Origin of the sequence: Pseudoalteromonas sp. M58, assembly GCF_042604605.1 — a bacterium.
GTDB lineage: Bacteria > Pseudomonadota > Gammaproteobacteria > Enterobacterales > Alteromonadaceae > Pseudoalteromonas > Pseudoalteromonas tetraodonis.
The window spans coordinates 847,958-872,017 of the sequence record NZ_CP152390.1 but is presented as its reverse complement, the minus strand read 5'-3'; the positions used below and the strand labels follow the sequence as shown (position 1 = coordinate 872,017).

Sequence of the window (24,060 nt, the reverse complement as noted above, 5' to 3'; positions counted from 1 at the left end):
TCTCAGCGTTAAACAGCGTTTGCATGATGTTTTAAAACTCATCAATTAACTCCCATTATTACTGTTAAATATGCGCAATGACTAAGTATCAGTTATTTTTACGCTTAACGCACAAATTAATGAGATACATAACCGCCTTTTTTTGTCCTGATTTCGTACAATACTTATAATCTATTTTCAGGTATGAAAACAATGCACTCTAAACAATCAGGTAAAGCCTTATTTCCATTTATTATTTCGTTACTAATAATTTTTAGCGTTTATTTGTATTTTCCCGCATCACAGGGCGAACAAGCCAATTACTCGGCAATGACAACGCAAGTCTCTGCCCACACGGTAAGATCGCAAGAAAACGCAATTATGATTGAAGCCATTGGCAGTGCTCGTGCTAATCAGGCTATCTACATTAAAAGCGCCCAAAACGATTATGTCACTAGCATTTACTTTGAAGATGGCGACTTGGTCAGCAAAGGACAAAAATTAGTACAACTGCAAAACCAACAAGAACAATTTGCAGTAAAAGAACTTAGCATTAATTTACAAGAAGAAAAACGTCAATTAGCCAGACTGACCGAGCTTTCTCGCTCGCAAGCGACGGCCAAGTCATTGCTTGAAGAACAACTCGCTCGCGTTGATGCCAGCGAAGCACAACTTGAAAGTGCTAAAACCAAACTCAATGAAATGGCCATCACCGCGCCTTTTTCTGGGTTACTGGGGAAACGCGAAATATCGGTGGGTGCGTATATTAATAATAGTACTGTGATCACAACCCTCGATGACATTAGTATTATAAAAGTTGATTTTAAAGTGCCTGAAAAGTATTTAGCTCAACTGAAAAACGGCATGATTGTTCGCACTCAAAACGATGCTTACCCTGATCAAACCTTCAGCGGTAAAGTAACCCATATAAGCTCACGTATCGACTCAATCACTCGCAGTGTAGAAGTAACAGCAAGTTTTGCTAATAAATCAGGTTTACTTCGCCCAGGTATGTTGCTTAAAACTGCACTAGAGCTAAGCAGTAACCAAGCGCTGATGGTGCCTGAAAAGGCCATTATTCCTCTGCAAGATAAGCATTACGTTTTTCAAATTGAAGATGGCATAGCAAACCGTAAAGAAGTACATGTTGCAAGTAGAAATAATGGCTGGGTTGCGATAGACAAAGGGTTAAGTAATGGCGAGCAAATTGTTACCGAGGGAATAATTAAAATTCGCTCAGGTAGTAAAGTAAGCGTTAAGGGGTAGCACGTGAAAATTACCGATACTAGCGTCAAACGCCCCGTTTTTGCGATTGTTATTAACTTACTGTTACTCACATTTGGCTTAGTTGCTTTTAGCATGTTGCCTTTGCGAGAGTATCCAGATATTGAAACACCAATTGTAAATATTAGTACTGAATATACCGGTGCATCTGCCGAAATTATTGAAACAAAAATAACGCAAGTTATTGAAAACCGTATTTCGGGCATTGAAGGTATTAAAAGTATTAACTCATCGAGTCGTAATGGCCGCTCAAACATTACCATTGAGTTTAATATTAGCCGTGACATAGACGATGCCTCCAACGATGTGCGTGAACGTGTAGCGCGTGCACTTGATAGCCTACCCGAACAAGTACGTCCTCCTGAAGTATCAAAATCAAATAGTGACGAAAGCCCTATCGCGTGGTTTGTACTTAACAGCGAAACCATGGATTCATTGCAACTTTCTGATTATGCACAGCGTTTTATTGTAGATCGATTAGCCGTTGTTGATGGCGTATCGAATGTGCGCATTGGGGGGGAGCGAAAGTATGCCATGAAAGTATGGCTTAACCGCCAAGCGATGGCCGCCCGTGGTATTACCTCCAGTGATATTGAGCAAACACTGCGTAGTGAAAATGTAGAACTTCCGGCCGGTGAAATTGAATCAGTTGATCGTGATTTTACCGTTCGCACTGCCCGCAGCTATAAAAACCAACGTGATTTTCAAAACCTAGTTATTAAACGAGGTGAAGATGGTTATTTAGTGCGTCTAGGCGAAGTGGCTGACGTAAAACTAGAAGCCGCCGATGATGAAAGTTTATTCCGAGGTAATGGCCGTAATATGATTGGTATGGGTATTGTTAAACAAGCCAAAGCCAATACCCTAACTGTGGTTGATAACGCCCGCAGTGAACTGGAAAAAATAAAACGTAATTTACCTGAAGGCACCACCATAGAAGACAGTTATGATTCTTCGGTATTTATTAAAGAGTCAATTAATGAGGTTTATAAAACTTTAGCAATTTCTATGGGGTTAGTCGTGCTTATTATCTTTATATTTTTAGGTAACATTCGCGCCACTCTTATTCCCGCGGTCACAGTACCGGTCGCCCTAGTCAGTAGTTTCATGTTTTTATTAGCAATGGGTTATTCAATTAACTTATTAACTCTACTAGCACTGGTGTTAGCAATAGGCTTAGTGGTCGATGATGCCATTGTAATGCTAGAGAATATTCACCGCCGTATTGAACTTGGTGAACCGCCTTTATTGGCAGCTTATCGCGGCGCACGTGAGGTGGGCTTTGCAATTATAGCCACCACCTTAGTGCTTATATCCGTGTTTGTACCATTAGTGTTTATGGAAGGACGAATTGGCGCACTATTTACAGAGTTTGCTATGGCAGTAAGTGCTGCCGTGTTTTTCTCTAGTATCACTGCGTTGACACTCTCTCCGGCGCTGTGTTCAAAAGTGTTAAAGGCCTCTGAAAAAGAAAGTAAGTTTAGCCAAGTTATGGACCGTTTTTTTACTAAATTAGAAAATGGATACCGTAACGCTTTAGCGTCAAACATGACCCGTAAATGGGGCTTAATGCTGAGCTTAGTTTTGGCTGGGTTTGTTAGTTATTCATTATTTTTACAAATACCTTCAGAGCTCACGCCAAAAGAAGATCGTGGCACCTTCTTTGTGCTTATGAATGGCCCTGAAGGGGCAAGTTATGAAAATAACGCAGCTAATATGGCAAAAATTGAAGAGCGCTTGATGCCTTATTCTGAATCTGGCGAACTAAGTCGAGTGCTTGTTCGAGTCCCAGGCTGGGGTGGCAGTGGCGGCGTGGCTATTGTTGGCATGGCTGACTGGGATAAGCGCAAACGCTCAACATGGGAAGTCATGGATGAAATAAGCGGCAAAATGCAAGAGGTCACCGACGTTCGTGCATTTGCTATTATGCGCCGTGGTATTGGCGGAGGTGGTTCATCTCGCCCTATTGAATTTGTTTTGCAAGGTAATGATTATGCTCAACTTGCCGATTGGCGAGATAGAATTATTAAACGCGCTGAGAAAAACCCTGGATTAGTGCGTATTGATCATGATTATAAAGAAACCTTCCCTCAGTTTTTAGTCAGTATTGATAAAAATAAAGCCGCTGATTTAGGCGTATCAGTCTCTGATGTGGGTCGTACACTTGAAACCATGCTTGGCCAACGCCGTGTAACCACCTTTATTGACCGCGGTGAAGAATACGATGTAATTTTAAAGGGCACAAAACAAGACTTTGCCAACCCGACTGATATTTCAAATATTTACCTAAAATCACGTAGCGGAGAACTTGTTCCTCTTGATAGCCTTATTAGCTTAAAAGAAGAAGCCACCGCCTCGCGTTTAAACCGCTATAACCGAATGCGTGCAATTACTTTAAGTGCCAACCTCGCAGATGGTTACACGCTAGAACAAGCACTAAACTTTTTAAACAAGGTTGCCACAGAGGAAAACGACATTGATGGTGCCATTGACTATAAAGGTGAGTCGCAATTGTTTTATGAAGGTGCCTCAGCCATGACCTATGTGTTTGTGCTGGCATTAACCGTGACCTTTTTAGTACTGGCAGCTCAGTTTGAAAGTTTTATGCATCCATTTGTTATTATGTTAACTGTGCCACTTGGTTTAATGGGTGCCATGTTTGGGCTGTGGAGTATGGGGTTAACGCTTAATATATACAGCCAAATAGGTATTGTTATGCTCATTGGGTTAAGTGCTAAAAACGGTATACTGATTGTTGAATTTACCAACCAGTTACGTGATAAAGGCGTAGAATTTAGTGAGGCCATTTTACAAGCGGCTACACAGCGTTTACGCCCTATTATTATGACTTCCCTAACAACGGTTATGAGTGCCGTACCTTTGGTGTTGGCTTCCGGTCCAGGCTCGGAAAGTAGAATGGTAATTGGTGTGGTGGTATTTACTGGCGTAACGGTGGCAACCATACTAACTCTGTTTGTGGTGCCAGCCGCTTATTACGCACTAGCGCGAAATACACAATCACCTGAGTTTTTACAACAAAAACTTGATAAGCAAGCCGCTGAAAAACCGCTTAAAGAGATCTAAGTTACTCAGAGCGTCGTAACTAGATGTTACGGCGCTTTATTCAGTGCACATATCCCTAACAATTGAGGAAGTACTTATGAGTTCGACCACACAAGTAGCAACACTCGGCGGCGGCTGTTTTTGGTGTATTGATGCAGCATTTAGGCGTGTAAAAGGTGTACTCAGTGTTTGCTCTGGTTATACTGGTGGACATACTGATAACCCAACTTACAAAACTATTTGCACTGGTAACAGTGGCCATGCAGAGGTAATTAAGGTTGAATTTGATGCCAGTGTTATCAGCTTTGAAACCTTACTCGCGATGTTTTTTACCCTACACGATGCCACACAACTAAATCGCCAAGGTAACGATATAGGCACTCAATACCGCAGCGTTGTGTATTATCATAATGAGCAACAACAAGTACAAACACAGGCAGTTATTGCAGAGCTGCAAAGTCATGTTAGCGAACCTATAGTGACTGAGGTGAGCCCAGCAACCACTTTTTACCCCGCAGAGCACTACCATCAGGACTATTACAATGAAAATCCTGAGCAGGGCTATTGCAGTATTTTAATTGCACCCAAATTACATAAGTTTGAAACCGAATTTAGCGAGTTTTTATCGGAATAAAGTGCTTTTAATAAATAGCCCAGCAATAAGCTGGGCTATTTGTTCCTTGGCAACTAGGATAAGTGACTAAAACTGATAATTTGCCCCTACAAAGAAAGTTCTTCCTGCGCTGTTATAACCTAATAGCTTACCACTGGCAGCAAAGCCCGTCGCAGCAGTAAAATATTCTTTATCAGTAATATTCTCTATTCGAGCAGCTAACGACAAATTATCTAGCAACTGGTAATTGGCTGCTATATTAAATACCGTATAAGCAGCGAGCTCCGAGTCATAATACGCAATCGAAGGACGCGATGAGCGATATTGCATATCCAAGCTGGCATCAAAATCACCCCATGTTTTAGCGAGTTGATAATTAAACGATTCAGAAGGTCTACGTGGTAAATCGGTATTCGTTTTTTCATCTGTAGCGTCTAAAAAGCTAAAATTAACCGAGTGTTCAAAGCCTAGCGCTGAAAACTCTGCCGACAGCTCAAATCCCTGCATAGATACTTTATCTATGTTAGTGGCAATATATTTACCTGAGTCTGCATCATAATTATTACTAATCAAATTATTGATACGGTTATCGAAAATAGCAATATCATAACGGCCCCATTGGGTTTCTAAAGTTATACCAAGCTCATTATTTAAGGCTTCTTCAGGTTTAATATTATTGTTTGGTAAATAGTACGGGCTGTTAGTCACAAACGCATTGATTAACGAAGGAGCTCTAAATGCAGTACCGTGATTTAAACGTAGTGTTACATAGTTATTTGCTTTGTAACCAAGTCCTGTACTGTAAGTGTTTGCACGGCCATGGAAGTCATAATCATCGGTTCTAACAACCGCATTTGCTAACCATTTGTTATGGCTATAAAACGCGCCTATAAACAACGCCTTATTATCGCGTTTTTCTTCTGATGACGTTGCTGACGAGTTTGATAAATCCTCAGATAAATAATTAAAGCCACCCGATATATCAAGTTCTTCAGTAAGGGTATAAAGCCCTCGATATTCAAACTCAACACGCTCTGTGCTATACACTTGCTGCACATCGGTACCTGTTTGGGTATTTTCTTCTTGCGAAACGCTCACCGAAGTACTTTGGCTATATATATCTGAGGCTTTGTTCCAGCCTAGCTTAGCGGTGTAATTTTCAAAGTCGTAGGCATCGTTACCCCATGCATTATCATATTGTGCTTCGCCTTCGCTATACTGAGATTGCAGGCTCAATTGGCCTAGTTCAGCAAGCTCATAAGCTAAATTAAAGCCAATGTTTTTATTTTTGTAGCCATCATCATCATGATCTTTTGTGTACTCAGCCGCTGGATCTTTGCCAGTAACATCAAAACCATCCGTCTCTTCGTAGCCTAAATTATAATTAAAGCTAAGCGCCTCTTTTACAAGCCCACCAGCAAGCTGATAATTACTGTAGCTATGGCTGCCTAAAGTAGCCGAAAGCGAGTTATTTGAGGCTTTACGGGTGATAATATTAATTACTCCGGCTACCGCATCAGAGCCATAAATAGCAGCTCTTGCCCCTTTAATAACTTCAACACGCTCGATACTGTTAACTGGAATATTCGTCAGTGACACACTACCTGAACTTGCATCGCTCACTCTTACACCATCAACCAGTACTAAGGTATATTTAGCGCTGGCCCCGCGAACAAATATATCTGCCTTTTGACCTAAACCGCCGTTACGGACAATATCTATCCCAGCTATGGTATTTAATATTGCAGGTAAGTCTCGATAATTCGCTTTTTCAATATCTGCGCGGTCGATAACTGCCACACTTGCTAATACATCATTTATAGGTTGTTCAAATTTATTAGCGGTTACTGTTATTGTTTCGATTGATTGTTCTGCAGCAGATACAGAAATAGATAGTACAGCCGAAATGGCCACACCCAGTGCGGTTTTATTTAACATCATGTCCCCTATCTTTGCCCACCGCAAAGATGTTAGTAAGTAAGATTAAATCAAGGCCGGTCTCCGGACTCAGTTACCATAATTTAATACAGCATAACTTTACCGTTGCGGGGGCAGTGTTGGGATTGACTTCATCAATGAAAACGCACCAACTTCCCGATTATCCTACTAAAAAAATCACACCATTGAAGTGTTTAGCAAGCACCTTGAAAATAGGCTGCTATTGTTATCTGTTTACTAAAAAAAGTCAACGGACGTCTAAACATCTAAAAATCCAAAGATTCAAGATTCAGGGTTCGGGGTTCGGGGTTCGGGGTTCGGGGTTCGGTAATTATCATAGTTCCAAAAATAAAAAGCCAAACAATATAACTTGTTTGGCTTTATACGCATTCCTTTGAGCTCAGCACCTATACAGCCATGCTCGAGGCAATAAATTAATCGCGGAAGTTTTTAAACTGAAATGGTTGACCTAAATCTGCCGTGCGTACAACTTGCATAGCCGCTTGTAAGTCATCACGCTTTTTACCTGTTACGCGAACTTCTTCACCTTGAATGGCCGCTTGTACTTTTACTTTAGAGTCTTTGATGGCTTTTACTACTTTTTTAGCCATGTCTTTTTCGATACCCTGTTTAAGTGCAACGTTACGAAAAACATTTTTGCCCGCACGAGAAATATCTTGTAGCTCTAAGCTTGCAACATCCATCCCACGTTTAGAGATTTTACTCGCTAAAATATCAAATAACTGCATTACCTGAGCATCTGCTTCAGCTTTTAATTTAATTGTTTTATCGTTTAGCTCTATTGATGCATCAACGCCTCTAAAATCAAATCGCGTTTCTAGTTCACGGTTGGCGTTATCAACCGCATTTTTTGCTTCGTTCATTTCTACTTCAGATACAATATCAAATGAAGGCATAGCGTTCTCCTAACTATCTAATCTTAATTTTATGCCGCAATTATAACGTTAAAATGATAAATCTTTACATTTTTCTGCATTTTGTTCAGGTGCGATACTAAATTAGTTTGATATACTGAGGCTTCTTTTTTATACGATTTTAGGAATTTTCGTGACAAGGCGTGTTTACCAAGCAATTTTTTTAATTAGTATTGTTGCGTTTACCTTCTTATTTGCTAAAGAGGTAAAGGGCGCGGCAAACTTATTTCCGCATGTTGATAAAGTAGCGCATTTTGGTATCTTCTTTTTACTTGCCATTATTATGGATAAAGCGTTTAAACTCCCATTATATGCACAAATACTATTACTCGCTGGTTACGGTGCAGCAATAGAAATTATGCAAGATAGCCTTCCTTACAGACAAGCATCACTGGCCGATTTTGTTGCCGATTTTATTGGTGCAGCGAGCTACTTTTTAGCTAAAGCCCTGTTAACACTGCGTAAAAAGAAGCATTATGGCTAACATACTTGTTGTAGGTGATGGCGCTATTGGCTTGTTATTTAGCCATTTTTTAGCCAAGCATCACGCTATATATATACTTACTCGAAAAGGCACAGTTAATACTCGCTTTTACAGTCACAGTAACGCTGCGTCTGAAAAAATTAACGCCACTTTTATCTCACAAGAGCAGTTATCTCAAACTCCTGAATTTGATATTGTTTTATTCACGGTAAAAGCGTTTGCAGTGCAACAAGCCTATGCTCAAGTAAAACCTTATCTAGGCAATAATACCCATATTATACTGAGTCATAATGGCATGGGTAATGTTGAACAATTAAATGAACAACTAACAAAGCAGCAGTCGTTGTACTTTTTAACCACCAGCATAGCTGGATTTAAGTCAAACCCTAATATTGTGCAGCATACCGGAAACGGGCAAAGTGTATTAGGGGGCTATAATCAACTAGCTATTCAAAATATTCAACAGCTTAGTGCGCAATTACACACTATTCCGCAGTTAATTGTCAGTAACAATATTGAACAACTACGGTTTGAAAAGCTACTGGTTAATATTGCAATAAATCCATTAACCGCTCACCACAATATAAAAAATGGTCAGTTACGTGCACCGCAATACAGTAGTGCAATTATTAATTTATTAGCTGAGGCGTGCCACATTGCAACCGCGCTAAAACTCAATATTAAGCTTATAGATGCCCTAGAGCGGGCTTACAAAGTAATGAGTTTAACTGCCGAAAATTACTCTTCGATGCATCAAGATGTAATGCACAATAGACAAACAGAGATCATGGCTATTTGTGGCTATATAAGTGAGCAAGGAAAACTACACCATATTGCAACACCTTATAATGACGCCTTACTTGCTGAAATTTTGGCAAAAAAAAGCGCGGAATAAATCCGCGCATTTAGGGTCTGTTGACCTTTCAAGGTTAAATTTGCAGCAGTCTGTTTGGTATTTAGGTAAGGCAGAGCCTATGTGGTGTGGTTATTCCCCATAAATAGGCGATAACGCAGCATCAATGCCAAACAGGCGCTGCCCGAAGGGTTCTGCCTAGGGGCGATTTACTCTTTGTTGCTCGATTTTTACTTAGCCCACTAGGTTACAAACCTCGCGCCGCGATTAAACCGCCCCTAGTTTGAACAAATTATAATCCGCAAAGGTCAACAGACCCAATATCTTAAGCCATCAAGGACGATATACTTTTACGGTGTTAAAGCCTTCTTCGTGAAGAATAAGCGCTTGTAATTGGCTCATTACTCCTTTTTGGCAATATAAGTAATAATCTTTGCCTTTAGGTAAATCGCCAAACTTTGTTGCTAAGCGGAAAAACGGTAAGTGGATAACTTCAATACCTTCAATTTCCAGCGGCGCCGCATCTTCTTCTTCAGGCGAGCGAATATCAACAACAACCGCTCCTTCAGGTAACTCTGTAACTGATTCTGCCTCTTTAAGCTCTTGCTTAGCCTCAACATCAATATCGCGCACATCCATAACACGGGCGTTATCAATAACGGTATCTAACACATCAAAGTCAAACTTTTCTTCTTCTGCTTTAATCACTTCAATTTTGGCTTTAACTGTCGGCTTTTTAGAGATCACACCGCAGTATTCAGGCATCGTCTCTGCCATTTCTGCAGTGCCTATTTGGCGCGCTATATTGATGATTTCTTGCTTATCATGTTGGATAAGTGGGCGTAAAATGAGCGTTTCGGTTACGCGGTCAATCACACTTAAGTTAGCTAAGGTTTGACTAGACACCTGACCTATACTTTCACCCGTAACCAATGCTTGAATATTTAGTTTTTCAGCGACGGCACTACCCGCTCGCATCATCATACGTTTAAGGACAACGCCCATTTGGCTGTTCTCAACGTTTTCTAAGATTTCAGCAACCACTGGCTCAAAATCAACAGTAATAAACTTAACTTTGTGAGTAGAGCTGTATTGTTTCCATAGATAGTAACTCGCTTGTTTAACCCCAATTTCATGAGCAGCGCCACCTAAATTAAAGAATAAAAAGTGCGTGCGAGCACCTTTACGGATCATTTGATAACTGGCAACGCCAGAATCAAACCCACCAGACATAAGCGATAATACATCGTCTTGTGTTGGCAGTGGAAAGCCCGCCATTCCTAAATGCGTTTGCGTTACTATGTAGGCTTTTTCGTCTTTAATTTCTAAACGAATCGTTACTTCTGGGCGACTTAGCTTTACTCGAGCCCCTTCAACATGTTGATTAAGCCCGCCACCAACGTAACGCTCTAGCTCAGTTGAAGTAAAATCATGTTGACCTATGCGCTTAGCACGGACACAAAAGGTTTTACCAATAATAGTGTGACCAACTAGCTCAATAGTTTTTTGATAAATGTCATCAATCGTTTTAAAGTCTGTTTCAGTCACTTCAATAAACTGCACGATGCCAGGTATACGTTGTAAGCTGTCGATAAAATCAAGGCGAGTTTGAGCATCGTCAAGTTTTGTTACAACTGAAATGTTATCCCAGTTATTACGTACCTGTACTTTTTCGTCAACACGACGCAATACAATTTTAATGTTATTTTCTAACACTTTAGTAAAGCGTTTACGGACTGAACGGCTTTTAATGGCTATTTCAGGGTGAAGTTTGACGATAAATTTAAGCATAGTTTAACTCTTAGACTGCGGGAATTCGCGCACCCAGGTATTGGGCGCGGCGGATTATAGCAAAAAATTTAGCGCCTAGGAACTAACCAACTTAACGGGCTTAAGGATTCTGGGGAGCAGCATTTGCTAAAAGTGCGTACTTGTCTCTTAACTGATTAATTTTATTTGCGCTTTTTTCGGTGCTGTAGGCTTTAAATAAAGTCAGTACTTTTACAATACCAGGGTAAATATCTTGCTCAACCAGCACACCACTAAGCCTTCTTGCTTTCATATAGGGTGTCCAAAAGCTGACCGTTAATTTTAACGTATGAGCAAGTTCGATAGCATCTTGTTCATCAATAGCAATAATTTCGCTGTCGCGTAAGGCCAAAATGATGTTACGCACCTGCTCAAGTAACTCTTGCTGAAAATCAATGTAACCCTGTTTTAAATGACTATCGCGAGCGAGAATATCGCCAAGGTTGTCGTAAAAAAAATGATAGCGCCACATCAATTCAAATAGCGAATCTAAATAAGGACCTAGGTGTTCAAAAGCATCGTCGCCTTGATCGACCGGCTTAAAATGAGTACTTAAATGGTCACGATAAAGTGCAAATATATGGCGAATAATGTCTTCTTTATTTTTAAAGTGGTAGTACAGATTACCCGGACTCATACCTAAACTCGATGCGATATGATTAGTAGATATTGCTCTTTCACCATGTTCATTAAACAATGAAATACTGGTTTGAATTATTTTATCCTTGGTATTCATATACTCATTACTCAATTTTCGAAAATACGATGCTGCATTAAAATAATCCGCCTAGTATAAACAAATCATTGCATTTGTAACACTGCGCAGCTGCAGTTATATACAATTTACTCACAAGGCTGCTTTGCACACTAAACACTGCTACACTACGGCTAAAAATAATAACACAGTAAATATTATGAAAGTGACCGCAATCTACCCAGGCACATTTGACCCTCTTACCAACGGCCACACTGATTTAATTCAGCGTGCGGCTAAAATGTTCGATACCGTTATTGTGGCTATTGCTCATAACCCAAGTAAAAAACCGTGTTTTACTTTAGAAGAGCGCGTTGATTTAGCAAATGAGATTTTAAGCCATTTAGATAATGTAAAAGTCATTGGCTTTTCAGGGCTACTCGCCGATTTAGCCCGTGACCATAATGCTAATGTACTGATCAGAGGCATAAGAGCGGTTTCTGATTTTGACTACGAGTTTCAGCTCGCGAATATGAACCGCCGTTTAAACCCTGATTTAGAAAGCGTATTTTTAACGCCCGCCGAGCGCAATACTTTTATATCATCAACACTAGTAAAAGAAGTAGCACGCCATAACGGGGATGTGAGTGAGTTTGTTGATACCATAGTAATGAAAGCCCTGCAATCAAGGCTTGGGAAAACTAAGCATTAAATAATTTTTTCAGAAAGTAGCGTATAAATGAGACGCTACTTTTAAGCACCTAAAATAAAACGGCCTTTAAATCTTTTCACTAACCAGAGTATTTTTAACACGTCTTTATTTATGATTAAAACTACCGCCATAACACAATCACTGACAACTTGACCTATGGCATAAAGTGCCCAAAACCACCAGTAATCGGTATTATCCTGCATGCTGACATCGTAATGCATACCTAAAAACATGAGTGCATTAAAGCTAAGCCCTACAATAAGGTAATAAAAAGCAACAGGAATAATTTTGCCCTTAATAAAGTATCCCCAAATAACTAGCAAAACAATAGTCACTATATCAAACATAAACATTTTAAGATGAGGTGTTTCTGTAGTTGGATCAATGAACATGCTTGAAGTGTAAGATAGCATCATAATAAAAGAGAGAAGCAAAAGGTTTTTATTGTGATTGTTTATACTTGTCGATAAATTATACAGAAAAGCGATTACAAATAACCAAGTTATAAAAATCGACATATAATCAAAAATCGCGACTAACTGCCAAAGAAAATCAGCCATTAATAATAGCTCTATTAATTCTAATTTTTACAAGCCAATTTTTAAATTTCACTACTCTCAAAAAGTCTTTATTAATAAAGAAAATAGCTATCATCATAAAGTCCATTAGGTTAATACTCATTGAATAAAACGACCAAAACCACCACGGTGTGCTGTTATTAAAGACTAGCACGTCTATGTGCATACCAAAAAATAACAGTGAGTTTATGCTTAACCCTAATAATAGATAAGTAGATATAACATTTTTAGTTAAGAAGTTGCTTACAACCAAAATAACCAAAATTGTTACTAAATCAAAAAGTAATAATTTCATATAAGAAATATTTTGGATATCAATGAACAGGCTTGAAGAGTATGAAACCGACATTATTAGCGACAGCCATAAAGCCTCTTTTTTGGGTTTATTTATACTCGTTACTAATGAGTATAAAAAAGCCATTAAAAAACCCCATTGAACAAATGCGCCTATATAAAGAGATACATATGGACTAAGCAAAAAATCATCCATTTGAGACACCATTTTTAACCATAGGTTTTAATGCTTTTGCACCTTGATTGATATTTACATAATCTAAGTTTATTACCAAAGAAGCTATCATTAATATATCAATTAAGTTTATAGAAATAGAGTAAAAACTCCAAAACCACCACTCCTGAGTATTCCCTAGAATGTATAAATCATAATAAATAAAACCAACTAATACACTATTTATGGTTAAGCCTACAATGATGAAATATGCAGGTAAAGAGGGAGTAACCTTTACTCTTTTAATCGCAAAAGCAATAAAGGCAATGGTTAAAAAATCGTAAACTATCCAATTAAAATACACATGCTCTACTATATATAGATAATCACTTAATACATATGAACACAGCATTGTTGCAGCTAAATATAGAGAAGATTTATTTGGAGTATTTATACTTTTTACAAAACAATACAGGAAAGCCATTAGGAAGCCCCACTGAATGAATGCGCTTACATATTCACCAAGGGTATAGCTTATATACATGTTTATGAGAAGTTGTTTTCAGGTTGAATACTTGAGCCTTTGAAGAATTTGTTTTTTAATTTATGAAGACCAAGGAAGTCTCTATCTACAATTAGAACAATAATCATAATTAAATCAATAAGATTAACTGTAAATGTGTAAAGATCCCAAAAAAACCAAGGTTCTTGATTCTTATATATATACATATCTAAATACATACATAAAAAGAAAATAGAATTTATCGATAGCCCCAGAACTAAATATAAAAAAGAAGGCGTTGTTTTTCTGATAAAGATATAGACTAAGATCAAGCCTGCAATCGTTGCAAAATCATATAAAGCCCAATCAAGATACAATGTGTTTTGAATAGACAACCAAGTAAAGAAGTAATCAGATAAGGTATAAGATACCATCATCACAAATGAACTGAGCAATAGGGTTGTACCTCTTTTTACCTCTAAAGTGTATACAAACACATTAAAGAAAAAAGCCATTAGAAATCCCCACATCAAAAAAGCGGATAGGGAGAACAACCCAAAAAACTCAGTTAAAAACATCAAAGACCTTAATTATCACTTTGGTTTGACAGGAACAACAATAGCACCGCCTCGCTGAAGATCTGCACCTGCAGCATTCATTGCCTCTTGAGAGATACTTACTGTATCAGATTGTAGGGTTTTAGGGCTAGCAGTTTGTTCCATTGCAGGCTTTAATTGTTGCGTTTTATTGTATGCTTGCATTTGTACTTGGCTATTAGCTGAAATTTGCATGTGATTAATCCTTTTGAGTATTAAATTTTTATTATTGGCGTAAATTTAAATCACACCATCTGGAGCAGTTACTAAATAACTTCTGTAACGTATTGCCTTCGTTGATTAATTGACTCAACAACACACTACAGAACTATAAATGCAACCGATATGCCAACTTTAAATTCATAGCATGTTAATTTAAAAATTATTTTATTTTACTCAAAAAAAACGCATCGGGGTCACCGTGCGTTTTTTATCCTAGGGATTGCTCAAGCCACGTTTTTACAAGGGATCTCCATGCTATTACTTGGCTTTAACATATATTCCATTGCGACTTCATCACAGTTTTCTTTACGTAAACATAACTCACAATCTTTCATGACTTTTTCAGGTAGGCTCTCTTTATTACAGAAACTAAACCGCTGATTTTCGAAAAAGTCAGGTACACGAGTCAGAACGATGACACGATTGAGTGCCAATTTTTTGGCTTTTACTAATAAATGTTCTACTAGCTCTCGCCCTTGTCCTGTTACTGCGCTTTTAGGGTCAATACCTAATGAGCGTATTTCAGCTAATCCAGTGTCATAAATGTATAATGAAGCACAACCTGATACCTGACCGTTTATCTCGGTTACAGCAAACTCATTAATTGAGTGCACCATGTCACTTTTAGCGCGCGGTAAGTTTTCGCCGACTGTTGCCCAGTGTTGCACGAGTTTAGCGATTGCTTCCACGTCATCTAGGTTTGCATCACGAACTGTTATTTGCTGTTTTTTTTTCGCGTCTTTCACCGCTTTACTTACTTGTTCTAATGAGGTTCCGCCAAGTGCTTGACGTGCTTTAATACAGGCATCAATTTCAAGTACCGGATACACATCATCTTCAAACACGGGGTTTACTGATTTATACTGCTCAAGTGAAAGCTCCTCTAACGTTTTACCTTCACTAATAGCTAATTGCACCAACACGCCAACAATATGATGCCCTTCTCTAAACGGTACACCTTTGGCGACCAAATAATCAGCAAGCTCGGTTGCATTTGCGTGGCCACCTTTTGCCGCTGCTAAGGTTTTGTCTGCTTTAACTGTTACACCCTTAATACACGCTTGCGCCATATGAATACACGCAAGCCACGTTGGCATAGCGTCAAAAATGCCTTCTTTATCTTCTTGCATGTCTTTATTGTAGGCAAGCGGCAGTGCTTTTAGAGTCATCATCATTGCACTAAACGCACCAAATACCCGCCCTGTTTTACCACGAATTAGCTCTAATGCATCTGGGTTCTTTTTCTGCGGCATCAAAGATGAGCCCGATGTAACATTATCAGCCAGTTCGATAAACCCAGCTTCTCCTGAGTTATAAAAAATCAAGTCTTCAGACATGCGTGATAAGTGGATCATAGAGATAGACGCACAGCTTAATAGCTCAACCACAAAGTCACGATCAGATACACCATCAAGGCTATTTTTAGTCGCGCCTGTAAACCCTAATCCTTGTGCAAGTGCGTGACGGTCAATCGGATAGGCAGTTCCCGCAAGAGCGCCACAGCCGAGTGGACAATAGTTCATTCGTGATTGGGCATCTTGCAACCGGCTTTCATCACGCTCTAACATTTCTACATAAGCCATACACCAGTGACTAAATAACACCGGCTGTGCACGCTGTAAGTGCGTATAACCTGGCAGTATTGTGCCAAGCTCACGTTCAGCCAGACTAATAAATTCAGCTTTTAATTGTGCAATTGCTTTTAAGATATGATCGGCAGTATCGCGACACCATAATCTAAAGTCGGTAGCAACTTGGTCGTTACGGCTTCGGCCTGTGTGTAATTTTTTAGCTAAATCACCCACTTTTTCAATTAGTGCGGCTTCAACATGCGAGTGAATATCCTCAGCACCTGAGGTGGCAACAGCGTGTGGATCTGCTTTTACCTCTTCAAGTAATTCATATAATGCCGATACCAGCTTTTGGTGTTCGTCATTAGATAACACGTTCACTTGTTCAAGTGCGCCAGCCCATGCAACAGAGCCAATAATATCTTGCTCTGCTAATTGATAATCGAAGGGAAGTGAATCGTTAAATTGTTTAAACGCTTCATCTGGACCCGTAGAAAAACGCCCGCCCCATAATGCCATGAAATCTCTCCAAACCCGATAATAGCCCCTTAATTCCAAGGGGCTTAAAAAATTACTTTTTAGCTAATGCTGAAATTCTGCTTGATAGTGAGAATAAACGAATAAAGCCTTCTGCGTGCGATTGGTCATAAACATCGTCTTCACCAAAAGTAGCAAAATCTTCGCTGTATAAACTGTTAGGTGATTTTTTCTGGACCGCTGTTACTTGCCCTTTATAAAGTTTAAGTACCACTTCACCTGTCGCTAACGTAGAAAGCGCTTCTGCACCGGCTAAAATAGAACCTTTAAGCGGCGTAAACCAACGACCGTCGTAGACTAAATGCGAAAATTCACCACCGAGTACCTCTTTCCATTTACGGCTTGATTTATCAAGAACGAGCTCATCAATTGCTTGAAGCGCAGCCATGATCACTGTACCGCCTGGTGTTTCGTAACAACCGCGTGATTTCATGCCCACTAAACGGTTTTCTACAATATCAACACGACCAACACCATGCGGGGCTGCAATGTCGTTTAGTTTAACTAAACAGTCGTAAGGCTTTAATTGTTCGCCGTTTACAGCAACCACTTCACCTTCTACAACTGATAAAGTGACATGCTCAGCTTTATCGGGCGCTTGCTCTGGTGAATTAGTCCAGGTCCATACCTGCTCACTTGGCTCACACCAAGGGTCTTCAAGCTCGCCGCCTTCGTGGGAGATATGCCATGCGTTAGCATCACGACTGTAAATTTTAGTTGCTGATGCAGAACACGGAATATCACGCTCAGCTAGGTAATAAAGCAATGATTCACGACTTGATAAATCCCACTCACGCCATGGCGCAATCACCTTTAAATCAGGAGCCAGTGCTGCAAAACATGACTCAAAACGTACTTGGTCGTTACCTTTACCCGTACAGCCATGAGAAAGTGCATCTGCCCCCACTTTACGGGCAATTTCAACTTGGGCTTTGGCGATGATTGGACGTGCCATAGAAGTACCTAGTAAGTAGGTCCCTTCGTATATAGAGCCTGTTTTAAGTGTTGGGTAAATGTAATCACTTACCATTTCATCTTTCAAATCAACTACGTAACATTCAGATGCACCCGATGCAATGGCTTTTGCTTCTACGCCTTCAAGTTCTTCTGCGCCCTGGCCAACATCGGCAACAAAGGCAATAACTTCACAGCCGTAGTTTTCTTTTAACCATGGCACAATAGCCGATGTATCAAGACCACCTGAATAGGCTAAAACGACTTTTTTAATTGAACTCATAGGTGTTCCTTAACAAAATTTGGATTTAATAATGTAACAAGCAGAGCATTTTGCGCATGCATACGATTTTCTGCTTGTTGAATAATTTTTGATGCGGGGCCATCCATTACCTCAGAGGTAATTTCAAACTCACGGTGTGCCGGTTGGCAATGTAATACCGTGGTAGCCCCAGTTTTTTTAAGTAATGCCTGATTTAATTGATAAGGCATGTATTTTTCTTTCACTTGCTCAAGCGGTGTGGTGTCTCCCATAGAAACCCAGGTATCAGCGTAAACTGCGTTAGCACCTACCGCAGCCTCAACTCTGTCACTTACCATCACAGACGCCCCATTCATTGCGGCAATTTGCTCCGCTTTTTTAAGAATTTGCGAATCGGGCGAACTGCCTTTTGGCGTCACAGCAACAAAATCAGTCCCTAAAGTTGCTGCAAGTAGCATCAGTGAATGCGTTACGTTATTACCTTCACCTAAATAAGCCAACTTTAGCTGACTAACATCACCGTGCACTTCTTGAAGCGTTAAAAAATCAGCTAAGGCTTGGCATGGGTGATATAAATCACACAAACTATTAACCACCGGAACAGACGAATACTCACCTAAGGTAGTTAACGTACTGTGCTGATTAACCCGGGCAACGATACCATCAGCCCAAGTTGAAATATTCAAGGCAAAATCTTTTATTGATTCACGAGCTCCCATCGCGCCGTTTTGTTGATCAAGATAAACCGCATGACCGCCTAAACGGTTTATACCAATATCAAACGATAAACGCGTACGTAAACTTTGCTTTTCGAACAGAGTAACCACTGACTTACCAGCTAACACTTGGCTGTACTTTGCAGGGCTTTCTTTAATATCTTGCGCTAATTTTAATAAATTAAGGGCGCCTTGTTGGTCTAATTCTAGACCCGTTATAAAATCTTTAAACATATTCAACCTATGGTGTCACTTTAGTTCCGACGTGCTCGCCTTGCAGCAAAGCCGTTAAATTTTCTGGCTTTTGCCAGCTGGAAATGTACACACCGCGTCGTAAATGTTGGGCAGCGTGAAGGCTGGTCTTAACTTTGACCTCCATCCCGCCCACAATTACTCCCTCTGCAATTAAAGTATCAATGTGTTTTGTGTCAAGTTGATGTAGTGGATGCTTATTCACATCAAGCACCGCTTCTACATCTGTCATAAAAATAAGTTCGGCGTTTAAATTACTCGCAATCGCGGCTGCTGCTTCGTCAGCATTGACGTTGTACCAAAGCCCTTGCTCATCAAAACCGATGGAGCTGACTATAGGTAAACGCCCGCCACTGAGTAATTCATTAATAATAGAATCATCATTACTATGGCATTGACCTACTTGCCCTAGCGCTTTTAATTTTTGTGATGCTGTTATTCCAGCTTCATATAAACTCAAGCCAACGGGTTTGTGCCCAGCAGTCATTGCTTGCGCCATTAATTGTTTGTTTGCTGCTCCCGCTAATGCTCCTACAATATAAGGCATCTGTTCTTTAGGGCTGATACGCAAACCTTGGTGTTTAGCACTGGCAAAACCGGCTTCTGCTAGCCAATGGTCAACTAATGAGCCACCGCCATGAACAATTACAAATTGTGCATCATGTTGCTCATTAAGAACCTCAAAAAGCGCTTTAGCGGCATTTTCAGTATTGAGTACTGCGCCACCGAGTTTAATAACCCACGTTTTACTGCTCATTTAAACGCTCCTACTAAACCTGTAGTGTGAGGCAAACCCATTGACAAATTAATACATTGCAGAGCCTGACCAGCCGCCCCTTTTAGTAAATTGTCAATCGCTGCCATCACTATTAATTGTGAGTCTTGCTGCTGCCATGCAATATCAACATAGGGTTGTTTTGCTACCCCTTTAATGGAGGGAATTTTGCCACCAAGCAATCGAATTAACGGCTCATCTGCTAATACTTGATACGCTTTAGTTACTTGCTCACTGGTCACACCCGGTTTTAGCTGTACATAAATGGTTTCTAAAATACCGCGCGGGAAATTACCTAAATGAGGAGTAAATAACACGTTATGGCCAAGATACTGCTGTATCTCAGGCCCATGACGATGGTTAAACAAACCATAAGCAGCTAGCGATACTTCGCAAAAATGCGTGCCAATACTTGCTTTACGACCAGCCCCAGTTACTCCCGATACAGCATTAATAATAATCCGCTCATCACTAAGTAACCCAGCTTGCTGAAGAGGTTTTAATGCGTTTAATGCGGCAGTTGGGTAGCAGCCAGCTACAGCAACTAACTGCGCCTTTGCAATGGCCTCACTATTCCACTCTGCAAGGCCATATGCAGCTTCATTAAGAAGTTCTGGATGCTGGTGTTCAAAACCATAATAAGTGACGTAATCTTCATTACTTTCAAGACGGTAACCACCCGAAAGGTCAAATACCTTTTTGCCCATCGCTAAAAACTGAGGGGCTAAATCAACACTTACTTTATGGTCAGTGCATAAACACACATAGTCTGCTGAATGAGCTATATCACTCAATGCACTCTCATTAAGTGGTTGCAAAGGTAAGTCAAGTAACCCTAAGTGCTCAGGGTATAATTCACTGAGCAGTTTATGTTTATCTAAGCTTTGTGCTGATACATAACATGCTGATAATGTTAATGCTGGATGTTTGGCAACTAAGCTAGCCAATTCTGCGCCGCTGTAACCGCTGGCACCTATAATTACTACGTTCATTATTTACTCTTTATATAAAATTAGTGACTAAATTCCATGTTATTTACTTACACTAGGTTGCAACCTAGCTAAACTGATTAAATTAATGAGTGATAACTATCGTCGTATTATTTTCATGGCGTAACTTTAATATATTTATGCTTAAAAAGTGAATTGATATTCATCATAAATACTTTTATATTGTTATGCAATTAAATTGAATACTTATTTTGGGTTTTTTATGTCTCTGCCGTCATTTATCTCGATGTATCAGCAATTGATTGCTGCCCCCTCTATTAGCGCTATTGAAGAGCATTTGTGTATGAGCAATAAAAGCGTGATTGAACTACTCGCTCAGTGGTGTGAAAGCTTAGGTTTTACCTGTGAAATAATAGAGTTAGAAGGTGGTAAAGGCCGCTACAACTTATTAGCAAAACGCGGACAAGGCGATGGCGGGTTAATGCTTGCGGGGCACACCGATACGGTGCCGTTTGATGATAGCCGCTGGAATCAAAACCCATTTAAATTAACTGAACTTGATAACAAATTATATGGTTTAGGCAGTATTGATATGAAAGGCTTTTTTGCTTTTGTACTGCAAGCTATTAGTGAGCTAGATGAAAAGCAACAAACTCAACCTATTTTAATATTAGCGACCGCCGATGAAGAAACCACTATGGCTGGCGCACAGCAAATTTGTAAGCACCCAAATTTAAAGCCAAGCCGCTGTATTATTGGTGAACCCACTGATATGACACCAGTATTTACCCATAAAGGCCATATGACTACAGCAATCAGAGTCGTTGGTCGCTCAGGACATAGCTCTGATCCCGAACGGGGCCTTAATGCCATCGAAGTAATGCATAAAGTGATTACAAAATTACTGATCTTAAAAGAACAACTTAAGAATAAATATTCAATAAACCACTTTGAAATTCCTTATCCAACACTCAACTTAGGCAATATTCATGGGGGTGACAATGCCAACCGAATTTGTGGCTGCTGTGAAATGCACATTGATATGCGCCCTCTTCCCGGTTTAAGCGTGCAAGAGCTTCAAGCACTGGTACTTGATGCAACCTACGATATAAACCAGCAATACCCTAACTCTGTGAGCGTAATTGATTTGCATGAGCCAATTCCAGCATTTTCGGGAAGCACAGATAGCGCGTTAGTCAAATTAGCCGAAAATATAGCAGGGCAAAAAGCAGTGGCTGTTAACTACTGTACCGAAGCGCCATTTATACAGCAACTCGGTTGTGAAACCATCGTAATGGGACCAGGCTCTATTAACCAAGCGCATCAGCCCGATGAGTTTTTAGCAATGGAAAAAATCAAACCTTCTCAACAAATTATCAGCAACCTTATAAAGGCGAGTTGCTTTTAATCAGCAACAAAAAAGACGCTTAATCGCGTCTTTTTTGTCATTGCATTTGTAATTGTAGTTACATATATTTTCGTAAATACTTTTTAAACACCGGATCAGTTTGTGCCAGTTCTTTCTGCTCTTCTAATATCTCTTTTAATATAGCACCTGAGGTAAGCGGGTTTGCCAGTACCACTCTAAATACCACGGTTGGTTGGTTATCATATTGAACTGGCGTTAAACGCGTACGCGATACAAATGAGCGACCCGATTCTCGTTGGCGTTTTTGCATACTGGCAGTAAAACGATTAAGCGCGGCAAAAATGTCTAAACGGGTTTGTGCATCAGCTTGGGCTATCGCATGTTTAATTTGTTTTGGTACATAGCGATAGGTCAGTAAGCAAAGTTCTGGCTCTGATATTAACTCAAAATCTTCATCGGCTTTTATTAAATCAGCAAAATAACGCGCTTTTTTAATACTGCGATCGATAAGCATTTCATAGCCTTTACGACCAATAACACGTAAGCAAGCATGCACTAACATCGCCATCCCAGGGCGACTTCCCTCAAGAGTATGGCTGCCTAAATCTTTAGAGCCTTTTCGTAAAATATATTCAGCATGATGCTCGATGGCATCAGTTGCAGCAGGGTCTTTAAATAAGACTAAACCGGCCCCCATCGGCACATACATTTGCTTATGCGCATCAATGGTGATTGAATCTGCATGCTCAATACCTTTTAATAAATGCCTATGGGTATTAGACAGTAAAGTTGCTCCGCCCCACGCTGCATCAACATGAAAATGACAATTAATCTCTTGTGCTAAATTAGCCATATCTTCAAGTGGGTCAATATTACCGGTTTCAGTGGTTCCTGCGACTCCAATAATTGCCATCACTTTAATGCCTTGTGTTTCAAGCTCTAACGCTTTTTCTCGCATTGCACTAACATCGACTTTATTATCGGCAGAAGTTTTAATACCAATTAAATTTTCACGACCAATACCTAATAAATCAACCGATTTACCAAGCGAATAATGACCTCGTTCAGAAATTAAAACTGCCAGCCCTTTGTAACCATAGTGAAGCATTCCTGCAACTAAACCTTGTGCAGCAATACCTTTAAAATTGCCATCCGCTTTTAATAAGCGGTTTCGAGCTATCCAAAGTGCAGTAATATTTGCCACGGTGCCGCCAGAGCAAAATGCACCTAACGAGGTTTTTGCACTGTGCATCCATTTAGAATAAAAACCATCACTTTGGCCATAAGCTAAATGATGCATCATCCCTAAAACTTGACGTTCTAATGGGGTAAACGCTTTCGAGGTTTCAATTTTTACTAGGTTTTGATTTAACCCAACCATTAATTTCGATAACGGTAGTAAAAAATGAGGCAGAGCCGAGGTCATATGGCCAATAAAGCTTGGCGCTGCGGTATGAACAGAATGAGCAACCAGCTGCTCCATAATATCTTGAGCATAGCAAGACACAAACGTCGGTTCTTCAGGGATTGCCGCCGATTGAAAATCTTTTTCTATTTCATGTAATGGTTTTTCAATTGCCGCGATATTTTCGTTTAAGAAACCTGCTAAATTACTCGAAATTTCAAGCTCTATTTTGCTCAAAGTTGAGTCTGGCGCCTCTGGAACGGTGAATATCCGTTTAAGGCTTTCTTTAGAGGCGACGGCACAACGCTTTTGATCCATCTTCATACCTAGTGTGTGACTAAAACACCTGTTAGTTTGTAAAACACGCTAATATAAGGTGTTTTTTAAGCAACGGCATTTCTAAAAAATTGCGCTAACTTTACTGCAATATGACAAAAATGTCTCGTTTTAAGCCATAAAAGACAATACTAAATAGATAACATTTCACTATTTTCTAAATTTAATACAAAGGGTAATTAAAATATTGGGCATTTATAATTTTTAAGTATAATAAAATCAA

General features: G+C 39.8%; 22 protein-coding genes and 1 riboswitch. Of the genes, 7 read left to right on the top strand and 15 right to left on the bottom strand.

Features of this window, described 5'->3' with window-relative positions; genetic code table 11:
- Positions 1-192 precede the first annotated feature (192 nt).
- The 3 genes from AAGD16_RS04025 (at position 193) to msrA (ending at position 4,960) form a co-directional block, all read left to right on the top strand.
- A complete protein-coding gene (locus AAGD16_RS04025) occupies positions 193-1,245 on the top strand; it encodes an efflux RND transporter periplasmic adaptor subunit (protein WP_008465994.1) in 1,053 nt (350 codons plus the stop codon).
- A 3-nt stretch (positions 1,246-1,248) separates the two neighbouring features.
- The gene (locus tag AAGD16_RS04020; protein WP_013464318.1) at positions 1,249-4,347 is read left to right on the top strand and encodes an efflux RND transporter permease subunit; all 3,099 of its coding nucleotides are present in this window, start codon (positions 1,249-1,251) and stop codon (positions 4,345-4,347) included.
- 76 nt (positions 4,348-4,423) lie between these two features.
- Complete coding sequence (gene msrA, locus AAGD16_RS04015) at positions 4,424-4,960, top strand: peptide-methionine (S)-S-oxide reductase MsrA (protein ID WP_013464317.1); 537 nt, start codon at positions 4,424-4,426, stop codon at positions 4,958-4,960.
- Between the two features lie 66 nt (positions 4,961-5,026).
- Here msrA and AAGD16_RS04010 read toward each other — a convergent pair whose 3' ends face one another.
- Complete coding sequence (locus AAGD16_RS04010) at positions 5,027-6,877, bottom strand: TonB-dependent receptor domain-containing protein (protein WP_138765097.1); 1,851 nt, start codon at positions 6,875-6,877, stop codon at positions 5,027-5,029.
- Between the two features lie 36 nt (positions 6,878-6,913).
- A riboswitch (cobalamin riboswitch) is annotated at positions 6,914-7,079 on the bottom strand.
- A 232-nt stretch (positions 7,080-7,311) separates the two neighbouring features.
- Positions 7,312-7,794 carry a YajQ family cyclic di-GMP-binding protein gene (locus AAGD16_RS04005; RefSeq protein ID WP_013464315.1) on the bottom strand — a complete coding sequence of 161 codons (483 nt, stop codon included), beginning with the start codon at positions 7,792-7,794 and terminating at the stop codon, positions 7,312-7,314.
- 151 nt (positions 7,795-7,945) lie between these two features.
- Here AAGD16_RS04005 and AAGD16_RS04000 point away from each other — a divergent pair, with 151 nt between their 5' ends.
- Complete coding sequence (locus tag AAGD16_RS04000) at positions 7,946-8,296, top strand: VanZ family protein (protein WP_008466003.1); 351 nt, start codon at positions 7,946-7,948, stop codon at positions 8,294-8,296.
- Complete coding sequence (locus AAGD16_RS03995; protein ID WP_013464313.1) at positions 8,289-9,191, top strand: ketopantoate reductase family protein; 903 nt, start codon at positions 8,289-8,291, stop codon at positions 9,189-9,191. Before AAGD16_RS04000 ends, AAGD16_RS03995 begins: the two co-directional genes overlap by 8 nt.
- Before the next feature lie 291 nt (positions 9,192-9,482).
- Here the strand turns inward: AAGD16_RS03995 and thiI are convergent, their stop codons facing one another.
- Positions 9,483-10,940: a tRNA uracil 4-sulfurtransferase ThiI gene (gene thiI, locus AAGD16_RS03990; RefSeq protein ID WP_013464312.1), complete on the bottom strand. Its 1,458-nt coding sequence runs from the start codon at positions 10,938-10,940 to the stop codon at positions 9,483-9,485.
- A gap of 100 nt (positions 10,941-11,040) precedes the next feature.
- Positions 11,041-11,694, bottom strand: a complete 654-nt coding sequence (locus AAGD16_RS03985) for a TetR/AcrR family transcriptional regulator (protein ID WP_013464311.1) — start codon at positions 11,692-11,694, stop codon at positions 11,041-11,043.
- A gap of 178 nt (positions 11,695-11,872) precedes the next feature.
- Between AAGD16_RS03985 and coaD the strand changes: the two genes are divergently transcribed.
- Positions 11,873-12,364 (top strand): pantetheine-phosphate adenylyltransferase, encoded by a 492-nt coding sequence (gene coaD, locus AAGD16_RS03980; RefSeq protein ID WP_024601870.1) that lies wholly within the window; start codon positions 11,873-11,875, stop codon positions 12,362-12,364.
- 41 nt (positions 12,365-12,405) lie between these two features.
- On the opposite strand, the gene AAGD16_RS03975 is transcribed toward coaD, so the two are convergent.
- From AAGD16_RS03975 to argC, 10 genes are all read right to left on the bottom strand, one after another.
- Positions 12,406-12,924: a hypothetical protein gene (locus AAGD16_RS03975; RefSeq protein WP_138686988.1), complete on the bottom strand. Its 519-nt coding sequence runs from the start codon at positions 12,922-12,924 to the stop codon at positions 12,406-12,408.
- Positions 12,917-13,432: a hypothetical protein gene (locus AAGD16_RS03970; RefSeq protein WP_138686987.1), complete on the bottom strand. Its 516-nt coding sequence runs from the start codon at positions 13,430-13,432 to the stop codon at positions 12,917-12,919. The genes AAGD16_RS03975 and AAGD16_RS03970 overlap by 8 nt, the downstream gene beginning before the upstream one ends.
- On the bottom strand, positions 13,425-13,874 hold the full coding sequence (locus AAGD16_RS03965; protein WP_377113774.1) for a hypothetical protein: 450 nt from the start codon (positions 13,872-13,874) through the stop codon (positions 13,425-13,427). The genes AAGD16_RS03970 and AAGD16_RS03965 overlap by 8 nt, the downstream gene beginning before the upstream one ends.
- A 62-nt stretch (positions 13,875-13,936) precedes the next feature.
- On the bottom strand, positions 13,937-14,470 hold the full coding sequence (locus tag AAGD16_RS03960) for a hypothetical protein (protein WP_377113771.1): 534 nt from the start codon (positions 14,468-14,470) through the stop codon (positions 13,937-13,939).
- Between the two features lie 15 nt (positions 14,471-14,485).
- Positions 14,486-14,683: a hypothetical protein gene (locus AAGD16_RS03955; protein WP_055013186.1), complete on the bottom strand. Its 198-nt coding sequence runs from the start codon at positions 14,681-14,683 to the stop codon at positions 14,486-14,488.
- A gap of 251 nt (positions 14,684-14,934) precedes the next feature.
- Complete coding sequence (gene argH, locus AAGD16_RS03950) at positions 14,935-16,800, bottom strand: argininosuccinate lyase (protein ID WP_377113768.1); 1,866 nt, start codon at positions 16,798-16,800, stop codon at positions 14,935-14,937.
- A gap of 52 nt (positions 16,801-16,852) precedes the next feature.
- The gene (locus AAGD16_RS03945; RefSeq protein WP_377113765.1) at positions 16,853-18,055 is read right to left on the bottom strand and encodes an argininosuccinate synthase; all 1,203 of its coding nucleotides are present in this window, start codon (positions 18,053-18,055) and stop codon (positions 16,853-16,855) included.
- Positions 18,052-18,984: an ornithine carbamoyltransferase gene (locus tag AAGD16_RS03940; protein WP_016900252.1), complete on the bottom strand. Its 933-nt coding sequence runs from the start codon at positions 18,982-18,984 to the stop codon at positions 18,052-18,054. The genes AAGD16_RS03945 and AAGD16_RS03940 overlap by 4 nt, the downstream gene beginning before the upstream one ends.
- Positions 18,985-18,991: 7 nt before the next feature.
- Positions 18,992-19,759, bottom strand: coding sequence for an acetylglutamate kinase (gene argB / locus AAGD16_RS03935; protein ID WP_096038244.1), 768 nt, complete (start codon positions 19,757-19,759; stop codon positions 18,992-18,994).
- On the bottom strand, positions 19,756-20,769 hold the full coding sequence (argC, locus tag AAGD16_RS03930) for an N-acetyl-gamma-glutamyl-phosphate reductase (RefSeq protein ID WP_013464302.1): 1,014 nt from the start codon (positions 20,767-20,769) through the stop codon (positions 19,756-19,758). The genes argB and argC overlap by 4 nt, the downstream gene beginning before the upstream one ends.
- A 220-nt stretch (positions 20,770-20,989) precedes the next feature.
- Between argC and argE the strand changes: the two genes are divergently transcribed.
- On the top strand, positions 20,990-22,135 hold the full coding sequence (gene argE / locus AAGD16_RS03925) for an acetylornithine deacetylase (protein WP_377113760.1): 1,146 nt from the start codon (positions 20,990-20,992) through the stop codon (positions 22,133-22,135).
- 58 nt (positions 22,136-22,193) lie between these two features.
- On the opposite strand, the gene panP is transcribed toward argE, so the two are convergent.
- Positions 22,194-23,819, bottom strand: coding sequence for a pyridoxal-dependent aspartate 1-decarboxylase PanP (gene panP, locus AAGD16_RS03920; RefSeq protein WP_377113757.1), 1,626 nt, complete (start codon positions 23,817-23,819; stop codon positions 22,194-22,196).
- Positions 23,820-24,060: the final 241 nt, after the last annotated feature.

What these genes read in the sequence shown, in the direction of transcription:
- AAGD16_RS03940 (WP_016900252.1), bottom strand. Translation starts at nt 18,984, where the DNA reads ATGTTTAAAGATTTTATAACGGGTCTAGAATTAGACCAACAAGGCGCC.
- AAGD16_RS03960 (WP_377113771.1), bottom strand. Translation starts at nt 14,470, where the DNA reads ATGTTTTTAACTGAGTTTTTTGGGTTGTTCTCCCTATCCGCTTTTTTG.
- argH (WP_377113768.1), bottom strand. Translation starts at nt 16,800, where the DNA reads ATGGCATTATGGGGCGGGCGTTTTTCTACGGGTCCAGATGAAGCGTTT.
- AAGD16_RS03985 (WP_013464311.1), bottom strand. Translation starts at nt 11,694, where the DNA reads ATGAATACCAAGGATAAAATAATTCAAACCAGTATTTCATTGTTTAAT.
- AAGD16_RS03945 (WP_377113765.1), bottom strand. Translation starts at nt 18,055, where the DNA reads ATGAGTTCAATTAAAAAAGTCGTTTTAGCCTATTCAGGTGGTCTTGAT.
- AAGD16_RS03975 (WP_138686988.1), bottom strand. Translation starts at nt 12,924, where the DNA reads ATGGCTGATTTTCTTTGGCAGTTAGTCGCGATTTTTGATTATATGTCG.
- argC (WP_013464302.1), bottom strand. Translation starts at nt 20,769, where the DNA reads ATGAACGTAGTAATTATAGGTGCCAGCGGTTACAGCGGCGCAGAATTG.
- argE (WP_377113760.1), top strand. Translation starts at nt 20,990, where the DNA reads ATGTCTCTGCCGTCATTTATCTCGATGTATCAGCAATTGATTGCTGCC.
- AAGD16_RS03995 (WP_013464313.1), top strand. Translation starts at nt 8,289, where the DNA reads ATGGCTAACATACTTGTTGTAGGTGATGGCGCTATTGGCTTGTTATTT.
- AAGD16_RS04005 (WP_013464315.1), bottom strand. Translation starts at nt 7,794, where the DNA reads ATGCCTTCATTTGATATTGTATCTGAAGTAGAAATGAACGAAGCAAAA.
- AAGD16_RS03970 (WP_138686987.1), bottom strand. Translation starts at nt 13,432, where the DNA reads ATGGATGATTTTTTGCTTAGTCCATATGTATCTCTTTATATAGGCGCA.
- AAGD16_RS04010 (WP_138765097.1), bottom strand. Translation starts at nt 6,877, where the DNA reads ATGTTAAATAAAACCGCACTGGGTGTGGCCATTTCGGCTGTACTATCT.
- AAGD16_RS04025 (WP_008465994.1), top strand. Translation starts at nt 193, where the DNA reads ATGCACTCTAAACAATCAGGTAAAGCCTTATTTCCATTTATTATTTCG.
- AAGD16_RS03965 (WP_377113774.1), bottom strand. Translation starts at nt 13,874, where the DNA reads ATGGCTTTCCTGTATTGTTTTGTAAAAAGTATAAATACTCCAAATAAA.
- thiI (WP_013464312.1), bottom strand. Translation starts at nt 10,940, where the DNA reads ATGCTTAAATTTATCGTCAAACTTCACCCTGAAATAGCCATTAAAAGC.
- argB (WP_096038244.1), bottom strand. Translation starts at nt 19,759, where the DNA reads ATGAGCAGTAAAACGTGGGTTATTAAACTCGGTGGCGCAGTACTCAAT.
- AAGD16_RS03955 (WP_055013186.1), bottom strand. Translation starts at nt 14,683, where the DNA reads ATGCAAATTTCAGCTAATAGCCAAGTACAAATGCAAGCATACAATAAA.
- msrA (WP_013464317.1), top strand. Translation starts at nt 4,424, where the DNA reads ATGAGTTCGACCACACAAGTAGCAACACTCGGCGGCGGCTGTTTTTGG.
- panP (WP_377113757.1), bottom strand. Translation starts at nt 23,819, where the DNA reads ATGGATCAAAAGCGTTGTGCCGTCGCCTCTAAAGAAAGCCTTAAACGG.
- coaD (WP_024601870.1), top strand. Translation starts at nt 11,873, where the DNA reads ATGAAAGTGACCGCAATCTACCCAGGCACATTTGACCCTCTTACCAAC.